The sequence below is a fragment of the Deltaproteobacteria bacterium genome (assembly GCA_009692615.1).
GTDB lineage: Bacteria > Desulfobacterota > Binatia > UBA9968 > UBA9968 > DP-20.
Genome location: SHYW01000006.1, coordinates 1 through 17,892 on the forward strand (window position 1 = coordinate 1; position 17,892 = coordinate 17,892).

Annotated in this window: 19 protein-coding genes; 14 read left to right on the forward strand and 5 right to left on the reverse strand. The window is 57.1% G+C overall.

What is annotated here, in order from left to right:
* Together EXR70_02230 and EXR70_02235 are read left to right on the forward strand one after the other, a co-directional pair.
* Positions 1-848: hypothetical protein (locus tag EXR70_02230; GenBank protein ID MSP37296.1), on the forward strand; the 848-nt coding region annotated here is incomplete at its 5' end.
* A gap of 165 nt (positions 849-1,013) precedes the next feature.
* The gene (locus tag EXR70_02235) at positions 1,014-2,387 is read left to right on the forward strand and encodes a UbiD family decarboxylase (GenBank protein MSP37297.1); all 1,374 of its coding nucleotides are present in this window, start codon (positions 1,014-1,016) and stop codon (positions 2,385-2,387) included.
* Between the two features lie 50 nt (positions 2,388-2,437).
* Here the strand turns inward: EXR70_02235 and EXR70_02240 are convergent, their stop codons facing one another.
* Positions 2,438-3,409: an ornithine cyclodeaminase family protein gene (locus tag EXR70_02240; protein ID MSP37298.1), complete on the reverse strand. Its 972-nt coding sequence runs from the start codon at positions 3,407-3,409 to the stop codon at positions 2,438-2,440.
* A gap of 294 nt (positions 3,410-3,703) precedes the next feature.
* On the opposite strand from EXR70_02240, the gene EXR70_02245 reads away from it, so the two are divergent.
* From EXR70_02245 to EXR70_02275, 7 genes are all read left to right on the forward strand, one after another.
* Entirely contained in the window at positions 3,704-4,747 is a 1,044-nt protein-coding gene (locus EXR70_02245) for a hypothetical protein (GenBank protein ID MSP37299.1), read from the forward strand.
* Positions 4,748-4,915: 168 nt separating this feature from the next.
* Positions 4,916-5,914, forward strand: coding sequence for an ABC transporter substrate-binding protein (locus tag EXR70_02250; protein ID MSP37300.1), 999 nt, complete (start codon positions 4,916-4,918; stop codon positions 5,912-5,914).
* 191 nt (positions 5,915-6,105) lie between these two features.
* Positions 6,106-7,125, forward strand: coding sequence for an N-acetylmuramoyl-L-alanine amidase (locus EXR70_02255; protein MSP37301.1), 1,020 nt, complete (start codon positions 6,106-6,108; stop codon positions 7,123-7,125).
* A 3-nt stretch (positions 7,126-7,128) separates the two neighbouring features.
* Positions 7,129-7,638 (forward strand): hypothetical protein, encoded by a 510-nt coding sequence (locus tag EXR70_02260; GenBank protein MSP37302.1) that lies wholly within the window; start codon positions 7,129-7,131, stop codon positions 7,636-7,638.
* A 96-nt stretch (positions 7,639-7,734) separates the two neighbouring features.
* Positions 7,735-8,661, forward strand: coding sequence for an ABC transporter substrate-binding protein (locus EXR70_02265; protein MSP37303.1), 927 nt, complete (start codon positions 7,735-7,737; stop codon positions 8,659-8,661).
* A 355-nt stretch (positions 8,662-9,016) separates the two neighbouring features.
* On the forward strand, positions 9,017-9,655 hold the full coding sequence (locus EXR70_02270) for a cysteine hydrolase (GenBank protein MSP37304.1): 639 nt from the start codon (positions 9,017-9,019) through the stop codon (positions 9,653-9,655).
* Positions 9,652-10,647, forward strand: a complete 996-nt coding sequence (locus tag EXR70_02275) for an extracellular solute-binding protein (GenBank protein ID MSP37305.1) — start codon at positions 9,652-9,654, stop codon at positions 10,645-10,647. The genes EXR70_02270 and EXR70_02275 overlap by 4 nt, the downstream gene beginning before the upstream one ends.
* A gap of 169 nt (positions 10,648-10,816) precedes the next feature.
* Here the strand turns inward: EXR70_02275 and EXR70_02280 are convergent, their stop codons facing one another.
* Positions 10,817-11,371 (reverse strand): hypothetical protein, encoded by a 555-nt coding sequence (locus EXR70_02280; protein MSP37306.1) that lies wholly within the window; start codon positions 11,369-11,371, stop codon positions 10,817-10,819.
* A gap of 9 nt (positions 11,372-11,380) precedes the next feature.
* The gene (locus tag EXR70_02285) at positions 11,381-12,181 is read right to left on the reverse strand and encodes a hypothetical protein (protein ID MSP37307.1); all 801 of its coding nucleotides are present in this window, start codon (positions 12,179-12,181) and stop codon (positions 11,381-11,383) included.
* Positions 12,182-12,346: 165 nt separating this feature from the next.
* Here EXR70_02285 and EXR70_02290 point away from each other — a divergent pair, with 165 nt between their 5' ends.
* From EXR70_02290 to EXR70_02300, 3 genes are read left to right on the forward strand one after another with little or no spacing between them, the layout of a single operon-like run.
* Positions 12,347-13,378 (forward strand): ABC transporter substrate-binding protein, encoded by a 1,032-nt coding sequence (locus EXR70_02290; protein ID MSP37308.1) that lies wholly within the window; start codon positions 12,347-12,349, stop codon positions 13,376-13,378.
* Entirely contained in the window at positions 13,345-14,349 is a 1,005-nt protein-coding gene (locus tag EXR70_02295) for an ABC transporter substrate-binding protein (GenBank protein ID MSP37309.1), read from the forward strand. Before EXR70_02290 ends, EXR70_02295 begins: the two co-directional genes overlap by 34 nt.
* A 23-nt stretch (positions 14,350-14,372) precedes the next feature.
* Positions 14,373-14,876 carry a hypothetical protein gene (locus EXR70_02300; GenBank protein ID MSP37310.1) on the forward strand — a complete coding sequence of 168 codons (504 nt, stop codon included), beginning with the start codon at positions 14,373-14,375 and terminating at the stop codon, positions 14,874-14,876.
* A gap of 14 nt (positions 14,877-14,890) precedes the next feature.
* On the opposite strand, the gene EXR70_02305 is transcribed toward EXR70_02300, so the two are convergent.
* Positions 14,891-15,553 (reverse strand): hypothetical protein, encoded by a 663-nt coding sequence (locus EXR70_02305; GenBank protein MSP37311.1) that lies wholly within the window; start codon positions 15,551-15,553, stop codon positions 14,891-14,893.
* Positions 15,554-15,568: 15 nt separating this feature from the next.
* Positions 15,569-15,925: an ABC transporter substrate-binding protein gene (locus EXR70_02310; GenBank protein MSP37312.1), complete on the reverse strand. Its 357-nt coding sequence runs from the start codon at positions 15,923-15,925 to the stop codon at positions 15,569-15,571.
* A 114-nt stretch (positions 15,926-16,039) separates the two neighbouring features.
* Between EXR70_02310 and EXR70_02315 the strand changes: the two genes are divergently transcribed.
* Positions 16,040-16,435, forward strand: coding sequence for a VOC family protein (locus tag EXR70_02315; protein ID MSP37313.1), 396 nt, complete (start codon positions 16,040-16,042; stop codon positions 16,433-16,435).
* Positions 16,436-16,462: 27 nt separating this feature from the next.
* Complete coding sequence (locus EXR70_02320; protein ID MSP37314.1) at positions 16,463-17,749, forward strand: MFS transporter; 1,287 nt, start codon at positions 16,463-16,465, stop codon at positions 17,747-17,749.
* The last annotated feature ends 143 nt before the right edge of the window (positions 17,750-17,892 follow it).

Genomic DNA, 17,892 nt, shown 5'->3' on the forward strand with positions numbered 1-17,892 from the left:
CTGCCGCCGGCGCGCGCGAGCTGCGCGACGTCGACTTACGTTTAGCTCATATGGACAAGCTCGGCATCGACGTCCAAGTGCTGTTCAACACCATGTGGATCGCCCGGGTCGCCGACAAAGCGGAGGCCGAGATCGCGCTCTGCGGCTCGTGGAACCGCTGGATGGCCGACATGTGGAAGGCCGGCAAAAATCGCCTGCGTTATTCCTGCGTCGTGCCAGCGATGACGCTAAGCGAAGCGGTACAGCAAATGCGCTTCGCCAAGAAGAACGGCGCCGTCGCCGTTAGCTTGCGGCCATTTGAGAATGACCGGCATCTGGTCGATCCCTATTTCTATCCGATCTACGAAGAAGCGATCCGGCTCGATCTCGCCGTCGCCGTGCACATCGCCAACGGCAGCCCGGCACTGATGGAGCAATTCAAACCTCGCTACGACAAGATGGGCGGCTTCGCCCAGTTCCGCGTCCCGACGGTGATCACTTGTTTGTCGGTGATGATGAGCGAGCTGCCAAAAACATTTCCAAAACTGCGTTGGAGCTTCGTCGAAGCGTCGGCGCAATGGGTGCCCTGGGTGGTCAAGGAAGCGACGCGGAGAAGCGGCAGCAAGGGCTTCCCCAAGCTGCCCTTCAAGGATTTCAATATTTACGTCACCACCGAAACCAACGACGACTTCGACTTCGTGCTGCGCTACGCCGGCGAAGACAATGTCGTCATCGGCACCGACTTCGGCCACACCGACGCGTCGAGCGAAGTCGACGCCATCGATATTTTCCGAGCGAACAAAGAAGTCACCGATCCGGTGAAGAGGAAAATCTTGGACGACAACCCGCGCCGGCTGTACGGCATATGATTTGTTCAGTTAAACATTTTCGAGATCTGTAGCGTGCGCCACGCGCGCCGGCGTGCGAATGGTGCGCGTACGCACCCTACAGTGAGAACTCGCCCGTTTGACTGGCCAAGGCTGCTAATCAATATTCAGCGGAATTGAAATTTGCTTTCAAAGGATCGCACCAGCATGCCCAAAGACCTCCGCAGTTTCATCGCCGAGCTGGAAGCCAAACATCCCGAAGAAGTCGCGCGCGTCGCAAAATCGATTTCGCCGCGCTATGAGATCACCGCGCTGCTCACCCAATTGGAAAAAGCCAAACGGTTCCCGCTGCTCATCTGCGAGAAAGTCGCAGGCGGCGATGCACCGGTGGTGATCAACGCGCAAGCGAGCCGCAAACTGATGGCGCTGGCGTTGGATTGCAAGCAAGATGATTTAGCGGCGAGATTCACCGAGCGCCAAGGTAAACCGATCGCGCCGGTCGAAGTCTCCGACACGCCGGTGCACGAAGTGGTCAAACTCGGCGACGACATCGATTTGGCAAAAATCCCGCTGCTCACCCACTACGATGTCAACGCGGCGCCGTATGTAACGGCGGGCATCGTCGTCGCCGCCGATCCCGACAGCGGCGTGAGAAATACCAGCTACAATCGGCTGATGATGGCGGGCAAGCGCGAGCTGCGCATCTTCATGGCCATCGGCCGCCACCTGTGGACGCTGCACAATAAAATGGAACGGCGCAACGAAGCGCTGCCGATCGCGATTGTCGTCGGTGTCCATCCGTTGTTTTCACTCGGCGCCCAGGCGTTCACGCCGTCGACGGATGATGAATACGCGGTCATCGGCGGCATGATGAACGAACCATTGCGCGTGGTGAAAGCCAAGACCGTGCCGATCTTAGTTCCCGCCGACGCGGAACTGATTATTGAAGGAAATATTTTGCCCAACGTCCGCCGCGAAGAAGGACCGTTCGGAGAATTCACCGGCCACGCGGTGTCGAAGGATGACCGCCCGGTGATCGAAGTGACCGCGATCACCCATCGCAAGAATTATCTTTTCCAAGACGTTCACGCCGGCTACACCGAGCATAAACTCATGGGCGCCGTGCCGCGCGAGGCGGCGCTGATTCGCGCCGTGCGCCAGACCGTGCCGACGGTGAAAAGCGTCTGTATGCCGGTGTCGGGCAACTGCCGCTTTCACGCGTATATATCGATTGCCAAGCGCGGCCCTGGCCAAGCGAAGAACGCCATCTGCGCCGCCTTCGCCGCCGACATGTTGCTCAAACATGTGGTGATCGTCGACGACGACATTGATGTCTTTGACGAAGAACAAGTTCTCTGGGCGGTGTCGAACCGTTTTCAAGCCGACAAAGATTTGGTCGTCATCGCCAACGCCCAAGGCAGCGAGCTCGATCCCTCCGCCGGCCCCGGCGGCGTCAACGCGAAAATGGGCCTCGATGCAACCAAGCCGTTAACCGGCTTCGCGCCGGAGCTGCGCGTGCCGGAAGAAGTGATGAAGAAGATTCGCCTGGAAGATTTTCTGCCCAAGTTTAAAAAAATGTAGGGGCGACCGGCCGGTCGCCCTTTTGCTCGCATAGCACAACGAGAACTGGCCTAACTTAAAGAAAATTTCGTGCCGACACCATTCGCCACCGCCCACCGGTAAGCCCACGCCGCCGCCACCGTGTCCCAGATCGGCATGCCGATGGATTCGAAGACAACGGTTTCGTTTTCACTGACACGCGCGGGAGTTTTACCGACGATCACGTCGCCCAACTCGCCGGCGATCTTTTCCGCCGACCAACTGCCGTCGGCGATCATTGACATATAAGGCTGGCGCGGTGCCTCGCCGCCGAGCAATTCTTCTTTCCACGAAACGATCACACGGGAATTCGCCACCGTCTCACGCGGCAATTGGCCGCTGGTAATTGAAATGACTAAAGCGCCCGGCTGAATCCACTGCGGATCAATCACCTGTGATCGTGAACTTGTCGCCAAACTGACAATCGGCATGTTTTCCACCGCGGCCCGCGCACTGCCCGCCGCTTCGACTTCAATGCCGAGCCACGAACTCATCTCGCGCGCGAACGACTCACGATGTTCTTTGGTCGAACTGAATATTTTGACTCGTTTCAATGATGGAACCGCACGGGCGATCGCCACCAACTGGCCGCGCGCTTGCCGGCCGCTGCCGAGGAGGCCCAAGCGATCGGCGCCCTTGGGCGCTAAATATTTGCCCGCCACCCCGCCCGGCGCGCCGGTGCGCCAGATGTTTAAATTTTTCCCCGCCACCAGCGCCAGCAAATCGCCGCGCTCGCCGTCGAAGAGCAAGATAAAATACGAATCCTTCGCGCCGCGAAACAGCGCGCTGACGCGCATCCCCTGCCCTGCCCCTGGCACGGCGGAAGTCATGATGCGATATTTTTTCTTGCCGTCGAGCAAACTGGTTTCGACGCGGGCTAGACCGGCGTTGGCGCCGCTACTTTGCGCCCGCAGCGAATCCTCGATCAGCGGCAACAAGTCATCCATGCGCGCTGGCGCGCCATAGAGCGGCGCCAAGTCTTTTTCACTCAAGATGATTGGCATTCTCTTCTCCTAGCGTTCTCTTACTTCTCGCATACAATTAACGGGTGCCGAAGAACTCGCTGACTGGTCGAAGTCAGTCTCGTCTCAGCAAACTGTATTTCATCCATGCCGTCGGTGCAGAAATCCCCCTTAGTCCCCCTTTTTCAAAGGGGGAAAGAACTACCGGCGCTGATTGAAAGTCTCCCTTTGTAAAGGGAGATTTAGAGGGATTTTGGTTTCGCGCCACGGGACTTTAACGCGACGTTATTGTAGTGTCAGATTGTAAACAAGATTGCCTGCGTAAAAGGAGCCGCCATGAGCACTCTCGACCAACCGCTTCTCATCGCCAACAGCAACTACCACGTCGGTCATCAGGTCGCCATCGCCGTCGCCAAAGAGCAAAACTATTTCACCGAAGAAGGACTGAAAGAATTCGACTACGATTCGCGCGGCTTGATCCCCGGCCCCATCGAAAAAGACGGCTTGGCGATGGCGATCAAAAATCACGGCGTCGACATCGCGCCCGCCGTCGACGTCGAAGCGGCGATCCACCAGCGCGCCAAGGGCGCCGATGTTTACATCGTCGGCGGCTGGCGCTACACGCCGTTTCTCAAATGGTACGGCGCCAAGCATGTCACCGACATGAGCAAACTGCGCGGCGGCCGTATCGGCATGCGCGAAAAAGAAGGCTTGGTCGAAGTCTTCATCACCGACGCCCTGCGCGCCGCCGGCGTCGAACCGTTTAAAGATGTCACCTGGGTCTACGATCCGGTCTTCGGCTACCGCAACAGCCCAGCGCACATGGAAATGTTGCGCTCGGGCAAGATCGAAGCGATCACTTCGCAGCCGCCCTTCGCCGATCAATTGGAACGGGAAGGCTATCCGATGATTCTCGATCCCAATAAAATCTTTCCGCGCCGTCCCGGCAAACTCACCGTCGCCACCGGCCAGATGATCGACAAACGCAGGGACGAATTGACCGCGTATTTTCGCGCCATCATTCGTGCCTTCTGGTTCATGCGCGATGTCACGCACTTCGAATACCTGCGCGAACTCGAAGCGCGGCTGAGAAAAACCAACACCCACAACGAAGACGAGCGCGGCAACGTGGCGATCGTCACCTCCCCCGACCGCTGCGACAGCTGGGCGCTGCCCATCGACGGCGCGGTCGCGGCCACGGCGATCGAACGCATCGTCGGCGAGATGGTGAAGTCCGGCAAGCTCGCCACGCCCATCGCCGTCAAAGAAATTCTCCGCGACGACGCGGTGATCGCCGCTTATCGTGACGTGAGCAGGCGCAATGAATTACAGCCCGCGTTCAACATCGCCTTAGCGGCGCAGGAGAAGTACGGTTTTTAGCGAAAATAAATTTGTCCGAACATCCCCCCTTTGAAAAAGGGGGGAATGAGGGGGGATTTTCTTCTACGCGCAAAATTCAAATCCCCCTCGGTTCCCCTTTTTCAAAGTGGGAAGCAAGAAAAGTCCTGAACTTGAATTGCGCGCAGCGAGACCGCGCGGAGAATTGAGATGATGGGTACAACCAGATTCATCGAACGATTTGCAACAAAGACCATGATCACGGCATTGGTATGGGCAGCGTTCAATGTTACTGATTTCGCCTTCGCCCTCGACACCGTCAATCTGCATATCTCCGCCGGCATCAGTCCCAACGCGCTGCTTTACCGTTTCACCAAGGAGAAAGGGTTCTACCGCGAAGAAGGCATCGATCTGTTGATGATCCAAGCCGGCATGCTGCCGGGAATTCAAGGACTGGTTGGCGGCAGCTTTCAGTTCAGTCAAATTCTCGGCCAAGGCGCCGGTGCGATTCTGCGCGGCCTGCCGTTGAAGATTTTAATGGTCTTCGACACCCGCCCGCTCAACTGGCTTTACGCCGCGAAACACATCAAGACGCTGCAAGATTTAAAAGGCGGCAAGCAGATCGCGGTGTCGAGCTTCGGCGCGGCGATCGATCAAATGACTCGCGAACTTTTGCCCAAGCATGGCATCGATCCGCAAAAAGATGTCGTGCTGCGCGCCATCGAGCCGACGCCTAACCGGCTCGCCGCGCTAATGACCGGCGCTGTAGACGCCACGGTGTTCAACCAATCCGATCGTTTGATCGCCAAGAAGAACGGCTTCAACGAGCTGCTGTTTTATGGCGACGATCTGGAATTCGTCACCGCCGGCGCTGTCACCGCGGAAAAGACCCTGGCGCAAAACCCCGACATGGTGCGGCGCTTTCTGCGCGCAACACTGCGCGGCTTCCTGTGGCTCAAAGCGAGTGAAAAAGAGGTGGTGCCGCGCTTCGCCGCCGCCATGAAGATCACCGACAGCGAAGCCGCCGACGTGTATAAATCTGCGCTCAAAGTCATGTCCAGCGACGGCACCATCCCGCGCAGCCTGCAAGAAAAGATGATCGCCTTCCAGCGCCGCGCCCTCAAGATCGAACGCGAAGTCGCTCCCGAGCAAGTCTACGATTTCGCCATGATCCGAGCGCTCAATGACGAACTGCGGCGACCCAAGTAGGCCGTCGACCGACCGGTGCGTGCCGCGCACCCGACGGGAATTTATTCTCTGTAATCTCTGTGCCTTCTGTGGTTAATTATCTTCTCCCAACCGACACCTCTATTTCGCGGTTAAAGGTTGACATGGCACACCATCGTCGATAGCTTTCTTTCGGCTGACGGGGTCCGGTTCTCAGATAAATTTAAATCATCATGGCGACGGTCGACGAAACCAAGTCACGGCTTATGCGCGGCGTGGTGCAGGCCAACATGGAGGTCCTGCAAGGCGTCAAGCTACGCCGAATTGACCGGCGCCGCCGTTTCGTCCTGCCCTGGCTTTTCGCTAGTTTGGCGTTGGCCAGTGGAACCTATTTCATCCGGCCGGGCGCTTGGGACGCGGCCCACCGCGCGGCGAGCGCCAACAGCGATCACGCCCTGACGAATCCAATGACTGCGCCCATCCCGGCGCTGAACATCGACCAGACGCCGGAGTCGGCAGCTTCCCTCGACAATCCGCGCCCCATCGACCGCGGCGCGATTCCGCTATCGGTGCGAAGAATCGTTATCGATCCCGGTCACGGCGGCGAGCCCGGCGCGTTGTCGGAATCCGGCGTGACGGAAAAAGAGATTACTTTGGATATCGCTCTTCGTTTGCGCCGGCTGATGGCGCAGGAGCCGTTTGAAGTGTTCTTAACCCGCCAAACCGACCGTCTCGTGCCCCTCGACAAACGGGTCGCCTTCGCCAACGAAAACAAAGCCGACCTGTTCGTGTCGATTCACGTCAACTGGATGGAGCCGCGCACCATTCGCGCCTTGGAAACCTATTATGTCGGCCCCAGCGACGATCCCGCCACGCTCAAACTCGCCGGGCGGGAGAATAAAGATTCCGGCTATTCCTTGTCGGACTATAAAAAAATTCTCGAAAAGATTTACGTCGACGCGCGCCACGACGAATCGCGAGTGCTGGCCAAAACCATTCAAACCCAGCTCTATCACACGCTCAAGCCGGCCAATCCGGCGGTGGAAAATCGCGGCGTCAAAAGCGCACCCTTCGTGGTTTTGATCGGCACCCAGATGCCGGCGATCCTGGCGGAGATCGCCTGTCTTTCGAACGACGATGAAGCGCTGTTATTGACAAAAGAGGCGTATCGCGAAAATATCGCGTTGGCATTGTTTCAAGGGATTCGTGCCTACGCGCGCAACCTCAACGGCCCCGGCAAGAAAGGTAATTGACTCATGGAAGAATCCAACGAAACGCTTTGCGTCGGCATCGACCTCGGCACATCGCGCAGCTCGATCTCGGCATCCAACGGCGAGCGCCATGTCATCGATAGCTACGTTGGCTGGCCCTTGGACATGGTGGCGCGCAAGTTGGTCAAAAAGTCGGTGCTGGTCGGCCGCGAAGCGCTCGACAACCGCTCCATGCTCGATCTGCGCCGGCCGCTGGAACGCGGCGTCATGAAAGAGGGTTCGGAAAAAGATCAGGAAGCGGTGCAGGAAATCCTCCGTCATCTGATCAACGTCGCCGGCATCAAGCAAAAAAATAAAGGCAAAGCCCGGGTGCGCGCCGTGGTCGGCGTGCCCGCCGAAGCGTTTCGCGCCGCCGAAGAAATCCACGGCGAGCTCGATAAATCCATGGAAACTCTGCGTCAGACTTTGGACACCATGTTGCCCGCCGCCAGCCAACCGGCGAACAATCGCGGCAAACCGATGATCCAGCTCTCCGAACCGGTCAAGCCGAACTGAAAACCATTCCATAACAACTCGACGACCGGAGGTTATCTCGATGAAACTACTAAAGGGAGGATTGGCACTGGCGCTGACGCTGTGGCCGCAATACTTATGGCTGAAGACGTGATCCAAATAGGTCTGTTCAATCAGGACGCGGCGATCATCGCCGCCGACAAAAAAGGCTTTCTCAAACAGGAAAACATTCGCGTCGAGATCCACACGGTCACCGACTCGCCGACGCTGCTGCGCAACTTGATCACCGGCAAGTACGATTTGATTTCGACCAACGCCGACAACGTCATCGCTTGGGCCGAAGGCCAAGGCGAGGACCCACAAAAGAACGACTTCGTGATTTTCCTCGGCGGCAGCCAGGGTGTCGATCAAAAATTAGTCGTCGCGCCGGGGATCAACGACTACAAAGATCTCAAAGGCAAACTGTTGGCCGCCGACGCCGTCACCACCGGCTACGCCGTGGTCGCCATGGCGATCTTGAAAAAGTACGGTATCGAGTGGAAACGCGACTACGAAGTGAAATCCTTCGGCAACACCGTCGCCCGCGCCGATGCCATGAGCCGCGGTGAGGCGGCCGGCGCGATGATGAGCATGGCCGACGACGAAATCAAAAAGCGCAATTTTAAAATCCTCACCGAAGCCAAAGACCACGTCAAACATTACGCCCGCGGCCTGGGCGCCACGCGGCGCCAATGGGCCAACGCCAACGAAGAGCTGGTCGTGCGCTTCAACCGCGCCATGATCCGCGCCACCGATTGGCTGCAAGATCCAAAAAACAAAAACGCCGTGATGCAGTTGCTGCTCGTCGAGACCAAAAACAATCAAACCCGCGCCGAAGCGATGTACGACAATACGCTCAGCCCGACCATGGGACTGACACCGCGCAGCCGCATCGACATGGAGGGCATCCGCACGATCATCGAGCTGCGCGAAACCGCCGGCCTGATAAAAGCGCCGGTACCGAAACCGGAAAAATATGTCGACGAACGTTTTTACCAAAAAGCGCTCGCGACGTTGGCACGGTGACCGCGCGGGTTAACGAATCCAGAAACATTGCCGCTCCGTGTAGCAGGGTGCTGAAAAACCACTCGGAGTCCTTCGACAAGCTCAGGACGAACGGTTCGGAGATTGAAATCATTGAGGGAAATCCGTTCATGCTGAGCTTGTCGAAGCATGTTCCATTTTTTTCAGCACCCTGCTAGCAGAAAATCTCCCCTAGCCCCTCTTTTTCAAAGAGGGGAACCGATTCGAATCTCCCAATCCCCTTTTTTAAAGGGGGACCAAGGGGGATTTTCCCGCAGGCGAAATTTTTCGCTTGCGCTTTCACCGAGTGTTTAGCTACCTTCAACTCCTCGACCGAACCGACAAATGGAAGTTAGCCATGTACGACATCGCCGGCCGAAAAATTCCCAGCACCCTGAGCGAAATCGCCGCGCCGCAGCGTAGCGCCTTGCTCCTATGGGACATGGAATACGGCATCGCTCCCAACGCGTTCAACTACCAAGAAATTTTACCGCGGCTGCAAAAACTCGCGGCGCTCGCGCGCCAGATCGGTGTGCCGGTCTTTTATTCCGTCCAGCACGGTTTCGATCTCGTCAAGGAAGAAGCCGACGTTTGGGTGCGCGTGCGCATGAAGCGAGCCAAAGCCAGCGATCCCAAGCAGCTCTTGAACGAAAAAGAAAATCCCCACGACAGCGAAATCGTCGAAGCGCTCAAACCCGCGCCCCAAGACATCGTCTTTCACAAGCGCCGCCCCGACGGCTTTGTCGGCACCGACTTCGAGCTCATGCTGCGCAGCCGAAATATTAAATCTATCGTCATCGGCGGCGTCGCCACCGAAGGCGGCATCGAAGGCACGGCGCGCAGCGCGCGCAATCTCGGCTACGACATCGTCGTGCTCAAGGACGGCGTCGGCTCGCGCAGCCGCGAACTGCACGAGATGGCTTTGAAATTGATCGAGCAAACCCACTTCGATGTCGCCACCGCGGCTGAGATCGCCGCGATCTGGGAACGTCCATGAACGCGAAGCCGGTGGTCGTTTGTGCGATCGGGTTATTTCTCGCGATAGGCAACGCAATGCCCGCGAAAAGCGCCGACGAAAAAACTCTCGAACTGGCGAAAAAAGAAGGGCGCGTCAGCTTCTACACCTCCATGGGCGCCGACGAGAGCAAGATGGTCGCCGATGCCTTTCAAGCCAAGTATCCAGCGATCAAAGTCGAGATCACCCGGCTAGGCAGCGAAAAACTCTTGCAGCGCATGCTCAATGAATACCGCGCCGGCAGCCATCTGTTCGACACCGTTACCAACAGCGGCATGGAAATCGTCATGCTCGGCAGAGCGAAAATGCTGGCGCGCCATATGACGCCCGAGTTCTCGTCGTTCATGCCGGAATCCCGCGACGCCAACCTGGGCTGGGCCGACATGTATTCGAACCTGCGTTTGGTAGCCTTCAACACTCGCGCGGTGACTAAAGACAAAATTCCCCGCCGCTACGAAGATTTATTAGAGCCCCTGTGGAAAGGCCAAATCGGTTTTCCTGAAGGACAGTATTCCTGGTTCGCCACTATGCTGAAAATCATGGGCGAGGAGGCCGGCAAAAAATTCTTTCAAGGGCTGGCGCGGCAGAATCTCCACTATCGCAATTCCCAAGTGCTGGTCACCCAGTTCGTCGCCGCCGGCGAATTTAGTCTCGGCTTCGTTTACGACACCCAAGTGCTGCGTTTCAAAAAACGCGGCGCGCCCATCGATATCGCGCCCATGCCGTTCATCACCAAGAACATTCACCCTCTCGCCCTCGCCGCCCACGCGCCCCATCCCAACGCCGGCAAAGTTTTTATCGACTACGTGCTCTCGAAAGAAGGCCAGACTTTTATCAAGAACATGGGCCGGGTGATTTCACGCAGCGACATCCCGCAGGAAGAATTCGCCAAGACCAAAATGATCTTCGACGATCCGACCATCGTCGACCGTCTGCCGAGCGTCATCGAAGACTACAAACGCTATTTAAACTGACAATTGCGTCGCAAGCGCAACGCTGACGCGAATGTCATCCTGAGCCCCTTCGACGCTGCTCAGGATAAACTCCGGCGAAGGATCTCGTCTTCGTCCGTAGCATCCAAGTCGAGATCCTTCGCTCGCGCTCAGGATGACAGGAAGGAATATACAATCGGCAAAATGCGTCTTACTTATTTTGTCCGTTGAGCGGTTTAAAACCCGGCGCGATCTTCCAGCCGGGATTATCCGACTGGCCTTTCGCTTCGTAGGCGCCGATATCTACTTTTGCCGCAGCCCGCGGTCGGCCATTGAAATCGTCGCGCGGCGCAAACTTTACATCGCCGGCACCGAGTAGCGCCGAATTGGCCCGCGGCCACAGATCGAATGAATCGGAACTTTTGAATGTATTCCCGGCGCGGCCGCCGCCGCGAAACTTTTGGCCATCGAGGTGCACACCGACGAGCGTACCTTCGACAACATTGGCCCGCACCGTGACGCCAGAGCCGTTCAAGCCGAGAGCGTCAACCGACACACCGCCGGCGCAGTAAAAAGCGTTGTTCGCCAGCACCATGTTTTCCGCGCCTTCCCAGCGTAGGTCGAGACACTTGGGATGACCGACCACGGTATTACTGACGATGGTCACGTTGCGCACCCGGCGATTGGCGGTTTGCGGCGCGGCGGTGATGCCGGTGAGCGAGGAATTGAGAATCAGATTGTTTTGCACCAGCGCGTCGGCGACCACTTGAATGCCCTAGCCGCAATTCCACATAACGTTGCGTTCGATAATATTGATGCCGGCGCCGCCGCCGTAAACGAAAATACAAGGATACTGGGTGCCGATGTTGGTGTCGTGAATAACGTTGTCACGCACCACGTTGCCAAACGATCCGAGTTTGATTTCGATGCCGTCGTTGCCGCCTTCGCTGGTGCCGCGCAGATGGTGAATATAGTTGCCCTCGATTAGGCTATTGGTCACCCTGCATTTGCCATCGTGGCAGCCGATATACATGCCTTCGCCCTCGGTTGGTACGGTCGGGTGAAGCCCGGTGTGATGAATATGGTTGCGCCGCACCACCAACGCGTCGACATCGCCGGCGTTGACCGCCAGCGCGTTGTTCTGGGTTTCCTCGATCTCGTTGTCTTCCAAGGTAATGTGATGGCCGCGAATGATCCGAAAGCCGATGCTGCCGCCGCGAAAGTGCAAACCGCGAATCGTCAGATAAGCCGAGTCGACGATTTCAATATTGTTTTGCGTCGTGTTGCTCTGCGCCGGCCGAGTGATCAGCGGCCGCGCGCCGGGCGCCGCGCGAATCATGATCGGCTTATCGGCTTCACCTTTCGCTGTGATCGCGCGCCGGCAGGCTTGGGAATAAACCCCGTCGTGCAAAATCAGCTCGTCGCCCGGTTTCAACTTATTGGCGAGGTTTTCGAATTCTTCGTCGCAGGAGTCAGAATTGGGCGGATAGATCTCGAAAGTCTCGCCGTTAACATCGCCACGAAACATGCAAAGCCAAAGGGCCAGCATCAAAAAAGCACAGCAACTTGTATTCATAATCGTGACCCAGATTGTCGCACGCTTTGACGAAGCTGAAAAGATCGATTGCAACCGCAAGCCCGGCAAGGCTAAAAGACAAGAACGTTGACATTAACTAATGTCGGGGCCGATCACGACCGGCCCGCTTTCAGATTGGAACATCTGCTACAGGGAACGAGCGCCATGAAGCTTATCTACGTCACGTTTCTTCTACTGCTAACATTGTCACCATCGGCGCAGGCCAATCCCTATCTCGCGAAATCAACCGACGCGCCGATACCGATTCGCATCGCCACCTGCGCCCTCACCGGCGGCTTCATCCACATTTACACTGCCCTCGACAATCGCCTGTTCGACAAATACGGCTTCAAAGTCGAGCATCTGTTCGTGCGCGGCGGCGGCGTCTCCATCGCCGCGTTGGCAACCAACGAGATTCAGTTTCTTTATTGCACGGCGGATTCGCTGATTCCCAGTCTCGCCGCCGGCGCGGAAGCGAAACTGATCGCCTCGCCGCTGGTCGGTTTGCCCTGGGTGATGATCGCGCGCAAGGAGATCAAGCGGCCCGAGGAATTGAAAGGCAAAATCATCGCTTCGACCCGGCCCGGCGGTACGCAGGATTTACTCGCCAGAGCAATCATGAAAAAATTCAGCTTCGGCGCCAACGACGTCGCTATACGCCATCTCGGCGGCGCCGGCCAGACCGAAGTCTATAATGCGCTGCTGCAAAACATCGCCCATGCGACCTTCGTTACGCCGCCGCTCGACGCCCGCGCCAAACGTGACGGGCTCAATGTGATTTATCAGATGGACGAGCTGAATTTGCCGGCGATCTACAGCAGCGTTTTCAGCAATTACAAATATCTCAAAGAGCGCCCCGAGGCGGTGCAAAAATTCGTCGCGGCGATCGCCGAAGCCGTTCACTTCGTCGAGAAAAATCCCGACAAAGCCAAAGCCTCGGTGGGCAAAGCCCTGGCGCTCAAAGATCAAGAGTCGTTGCAATCCGCCTACGACGCCTACGCCAAGCAGATCGTCAACCGCCGCCTCACTGTGCCGCCAAGTCGCGTCGCCGAGACCATCGAGCTCGCGCGCCAAGCCGGCACTCAGGTGCGGCGCCAAGCGCAGGACACCTACGATAATAGCTTCGCCGACAACTTGGAGAAAAGCGGCTGGCTGCGCGAACTATGGGGCGGCGAAATGCCGGGGCGAAAATGGTAATAACTCAGACTCATGAAATATCGTTCGTCATGCTTGGAATACTTTTTATTATCGTGGCTCTCAACTTTGGGTTTCTAGCCAATGCCACTGGCGAAGTCGTCCACCTCGGCATCTCGACGCCGGGCCTCTACGAGATTCCCACCGAGATCGCCCAACGCAAAGGATTTTACCGCGAAGAAAATCTCGACGTGCGCAAAATCGTGATCCGGACTAACTTACATGTTGCCGCGTTGATCGCCGGCGAACTCGATTACTCGACGGTCAGCGGGCTGATCGGGCGAGCAACCATTCAAGGTTTGCCGGTCAAAGGCGTCATGGGTTGGTTCGACCGGCCGCTGCATATTTTGATCGCCAAGCCCGGCTTCAAACGGCTCACCGATTTCAAAGGCAAAAGAATCGGCGTCAGCGGCCTGGGCTCGGCACCGCATTTCGTTCTGCGCGAAGCCTTGTCGCAAGCGGGAATGAATCCTGATCGCGACATCACGACGCTTGCACTAGGCGGCTCCGGCGAACGGCTCGCCGCCCTGATCGCCGGCATGGTGGACGCGACACCGCTGGACGTCGCTTACGTCGAGAAAGCCGAAAAGCTCGGCTTGGTTTCGGTGATTTATTTCGGCGATGTCGTCCACACGCGCCTGGGCGGTTTCGGCGTCTCGCTGGAAAAAATCCGCAAGAATCCAAGCCAAATCGTCCGCGTCATCCGAGGGACGCTGAGAGGCGTCCGCTTTATTCGTAATAACAAGCAAGAGACTCTCACGCTCATGCACGACTATTTGAAAGTCAGCGCCGACGCCGCGGTGAAAATCCACGACTTCGCCATGCGCTCCCTCAACGCCGACGGCCTGGTGGCGAAAAACACCATGGACGCGGAAATCCGCTTGGCCAAAGAACAGCTCAAGCTGACCGAAGAAATCAGCAAAGAAAAAATCATGGACTGGCGCTTCCTCAAGGAAGTGTTGGGCCAGAAGTAATCGAGTTCACGTGTGATGATTGGTTGAAGTGGCAGGAGCGAAAAATCTTTCGCCTCTACAGCCGGTCGAATCCAATCGATAATTGCATCTCCATCAGCGCCAGATTATATCCGCACCATGTTTCGCGTAAACACTTTTCTAGGGATATTTCTATTGGTTATGGGGCAACGCAGGTCAACCGCAACACTGATGCATCTAGTTGCTATCGCAATTGGCTCCAATGCTGCGCCCAAAGCCACCCGGTTTTTATCCAGCTCGGCCGCGCCAAGGGCGCGCTTTACAAACTGGACGCCGGACCCAATCCGCGCATCGGCATCGTCGTGATGCACAGAGAGTCGAATCATATGAACCACGTCGCCTGCGGCGAGTTCGCCAAGCGCGGCTTCCTGGTGCTGTGCATGAACTCACGCTTCGAGAACAGCGAGGCATCGGTGAAATGGGAATCGATCCCGCTCGACGTCGGCGAAGGCGTCAAGCATCTCGATTTGCTACCCGCATCTGAAGTCAAAATGCTTCGGCTTCGCTAACCACGACAATTCGCTTACTGCTTCAACCCCAGCCCCTGCAAAAATCCTGAAGATCGCAATAAATCCGCGAACGAGTTGTTGAAAAAATCTCCCGGCCGCGCCTCTTTGGCGCGGGGAAAATCTTTTTCGTCGAGATAGCTCAACTGGCTTTGAATCGGTTCGCTGCGCACGGCAAGCGCGCCGTCCCAGTAGAGCGAGAACTGTTCGTAGGTGCCGTCGATGATTTTTGCGTCGTCGGTGTCGGTGTATTTAGCGATCGCCTTCTTCGCTATCGCCGGATTTTGTTTTGCCAGCACCGTCGCTTCGGCGGTGGCCTTGAGAAAAGCGTAGAGCGAATTGGGATAAGCTTTAAGGGTCTTCTCTGTGGTGGCATAGGCGAGATGAAATCCCGGCACGTTGACCTGGGCGATGTCGATCAAGAGGCTCAGCCCGGCGTCGCGAGCCTTCAGCGTGTTCGGCGCGGACATCGTCCCGGCGGCGACGTTGCCGTTGATCACCGCGGTGAGTATCGCCGGAATCGTTTGCAGATAAATAAAGCTCACGTCTTTTTCAGAAATCACCGCGGTCTTCTTAATCGCTTCGCGGGTGGCGATTTCAGTCGAGGTCTTGGGCGTCGTTGCCGCGATAGTCTTGCCTTTGAGATTGCCCAACGTCTTAACACTTTTGCCGCCCCACAGTTGAAAGACGAACCGTTACAGCGTGCCGCCGATATATTTCACCGTCGCGCCTTGCAGGCGCGCATTGACCAGCTCCGGTCCGGTGGAAATCACCTCGAGTTCACCCGCCACCAGCGCCTGATGCGCGACCTGGGAGTTGAGAATTTTCAGCGTCGCATCGAGCCCATGCTTCTTGAACAGCCCGGCTTCCTGCGCCACCCAGAGCGGCGTAAACGCGCCGCTAGGCTGCGTATACGAAAGCGTAAAGTTGCTCTTTTCAGGTTTGCCGCCGAGCTCGGCTCGCGTAAGCGCGGGAAAGACCGCAGTGAGGAAGGTCGCCAACAGGAAAATTCCGAACTCGCCGCGATGCCGATAACGAATTGCAAATAGCATGAGACCCTCCCTATTGCTGGGTCGATAGCAGATCAACCTCAACGCCGTCAAACGAATTGCTTTCGCATTGCGGTCAACTGGCGCCGCGTGGTAGACGAAACAGGAGGGAAAATCATGGCCAAGATCAAACATATCGCCATTCGCACCAACGACATCGAAAAGACCGCCTCGTTCTACAAAGACGCCTTCGGCTTGGAACAAGTCGGCGTCGGCCAGAGCGGCATCTATCTCACCGACGGCTATCTCAACATCGCGATTCTCAGCATGCGCGGCGTGGTCGAAGGCGAAACCATGAAGCTGGGCGTTGACCACGTCGGCTTTCAAGTCGACGACGTCGATGCCGTGGTGGCAAAAATTCGCCAACTGGGCGGCAAGTCGCTCAACGAGCGCAACGAAGTGCAGCACGCCGATCCGTCCAAGCCGCAATCCTATTTCGAAGTCAAATGCGTCGTCGTAGACGATCAAGTGATCGACGTCTCCAACGCCGGCTGGGTCGGCGCCAGCAAATAATTTTCCCGCAGCTTTGGCACCACATCCGTGATCCTCGACGATTTTAAGAAACGTATCGCCGGCCTTTATTACGGCTGGCGCATGATCGGCATCGTCACCGCGCTGCGTATTCTCGGCGGCGGGTTACATCAATACGGTTTCACGGTTTTCTTTCTGCCGCTGACTCAGGATCTCGGCTTGACGCGCGCGTCCACGTCGCTGGCATTTTCTCTCGCCCGCGCCGAAGGTTCCCTCGCCGCGCCGCTGGTCGGCTACTTGCTCGACCGTTACGGCCCCAAGCCGCTGATGATCGCGGCGACCACGCTGGCGGGCATCGGCTATATTCTATTTGCGTTTGTGAATAGCTACACGACGTTTCTGATCGTCTATCTGGGCGTCATTTCGCTCGCCTTCACCGCCGGCTTCGTCCACGCGCCGACGGTGGTCGCCAACAGTTGGTTCATTCAACTGCGCGCCCGCGCCATGACGGTGGTCAGCGCCGCGGTGCCGGTGGGCGGCGCGCTGATCACGCCGCTACTCGCCATGGCAGTGAGAAACTTCGGTTGGCGCCCGGCGGCATTTCTCGCCGGCACACTTTTTCTAATTGCCGGCGTGCCCTGCTGTCTCGGTATCAAGCGCTCGCCGGAAAGTATTGGCATGCACCCTGACGGGTTGCCGCTGGTATCGGATAAGACTCCAAGCACTTCGAACGAACACAACACCAGCAACAAAATCGATCCGAACATCTCGGCGCGCGACGCCTTTCGCTCGCCAATTTTTTGGAATCTGATTTGCGCCATGACCTGCCGCTCGGTGGCGTTCACCACCGTCACGACCCACTTCATTCCGATGATGGTGTGGAAAGGTTTGACTCAAACCGAAGCGTCGGTGCTGCTTGCCGGCTTCGCCATTTTGAATTTGCCGATTCATTTCCTACTCGGCTGGATCGCCGACTACGTCAACAAACCGAAACTGGTCACCGCCTGTTTATTCCTTGGCGTCGTCGCCGTGATCCCGATGCTGTTTAGCAAATCCCTTTGGGCATTGTGGTTCTTCGCCGGCCTGTACACCGTGCTCGACGCATCGATTCCAATCTATTGGGCTGCCGTCGGCGATTTCTTTGGCAGAAAATCCTTCGGCACGATCCGCGGCAATATGAATCTGTTTTACACTTGGGGCAGCGTGCTCGGCCCCGTGCTCGCCGGCTACGTCTACGATCGCACGGAGAGCTATGATTTAGTGTTTAGCGGCATCACGATTTCATTGCTGATCTCGACAGCGCTTACGTCACTGCTGATCAAGCCATGGGCAAGACTACGGCAAGAAGTTGGCTAGCAAGAAATCGCGCCCGGTTGTTGCATGCGCATTCCATAGGTAAACATGGTATTATTCCAGGCAATTCCGATGAGATCTAAAACGACAAAGGCCGAAGCACAAGCTTTTCGAACCCGTTGGGAAATCGTCAATGCCCAAGAGTG

Bases quoted from the DNA above. Each gene is read 5' to 3' on its own strand.
- EXR70_02255 (MSP37301.1), top strand. From the start codon at position 6,106: ATGGCGACGGTCGACGAAACCAAGTCACGGCTTATGCGCGGCGTGGTG.
- EXR70_02285 (MSP37307.1), bottom strand. From the start codon at position 12,181: ATGAATACAAGTTGCTGTGCTTTTTTGATGCTGGCCCTTTGGCTTTGC.
- EXR70_02310 (MSP37312.1), bottom strand. From the start codon at position 15,925: ATGCTATTTGCAATTCGTTATCGGCATCGCGGCGAGTTCGGAATTTTC.
- EXR70_02235 (MSP37297.1), top strand. From the start codon at position 1,014: ATGCCCAAAGACCTCCGCAGTTTCATCGCCGAGCTGGAAGCCAAACAT.
- EXR70_02290 (MSP37308.1), top strand. From the start codon at position 12,347: ATGAAGCTTATCTACGTCACGTTTCTTCTACTGCTAACATTGTCACCA.
- EXR70_02260 (MSP37302.1), top strand. From the start codon at position 7,129: ATGGAAGAATCCAACGAAACGCTTTGCGTCGGCATCGACCTCGGCACA.
- EXR70_02315 (MSP37313.1), top strand. From the start codon at position 16,040: ATGGCCAAGATCAAACATATCGCCATTCGCACCAACGACATCGAAAAG.
- EXR70_02275 (MSP37305.1), top strand. From the start codon at position 9,652: ATGAACGCGAAGCCGGTGGTCGTTTGTGCGATCGGGTTATTTCTCGCG.
- EXR70_02270 (MSP37304.1), top strand. From the start codon at position 9,017: ATGTACGACATCGCCGGCCGAAAAATTCCCAGCACCCTGAGCGAAATC.
- EXR70_02240 (MSP37298.1), bottom strand. From the start codon at position 3,409: ATGCCAATCATCTTGAGTGAAAAAGACTTGGCGCCGCTCTATGGCGCG.
- EXR70_02295 (MSP37309.1), top strand. From the start codon at position 13,345: ATGGGGCGGCGAAATGCCGGGGCGAAAATGGTAATAACTCAGACTCAT.
- EXR70_02265 (MSP37303.1), top strand. From the start codon at position 7,735: ATGGCTGAAGACGTGATCCAAATAGGTCTGTTCAATCAGGACGCGGCG.
- EXR70_02250 (MSP37300.1), top strand. From the start codon at position 4,916: ATGATGGGTACAACCAGATTCATCGAACGATTTGCAACAAAGACCATG.
- EXR70_02245 (MSP37299.1), top strand. From the start codon at position 3,704: ATGAGCACTCTCGACCAACCGCTTCTCATCGCCAACAGCAACTACCAC.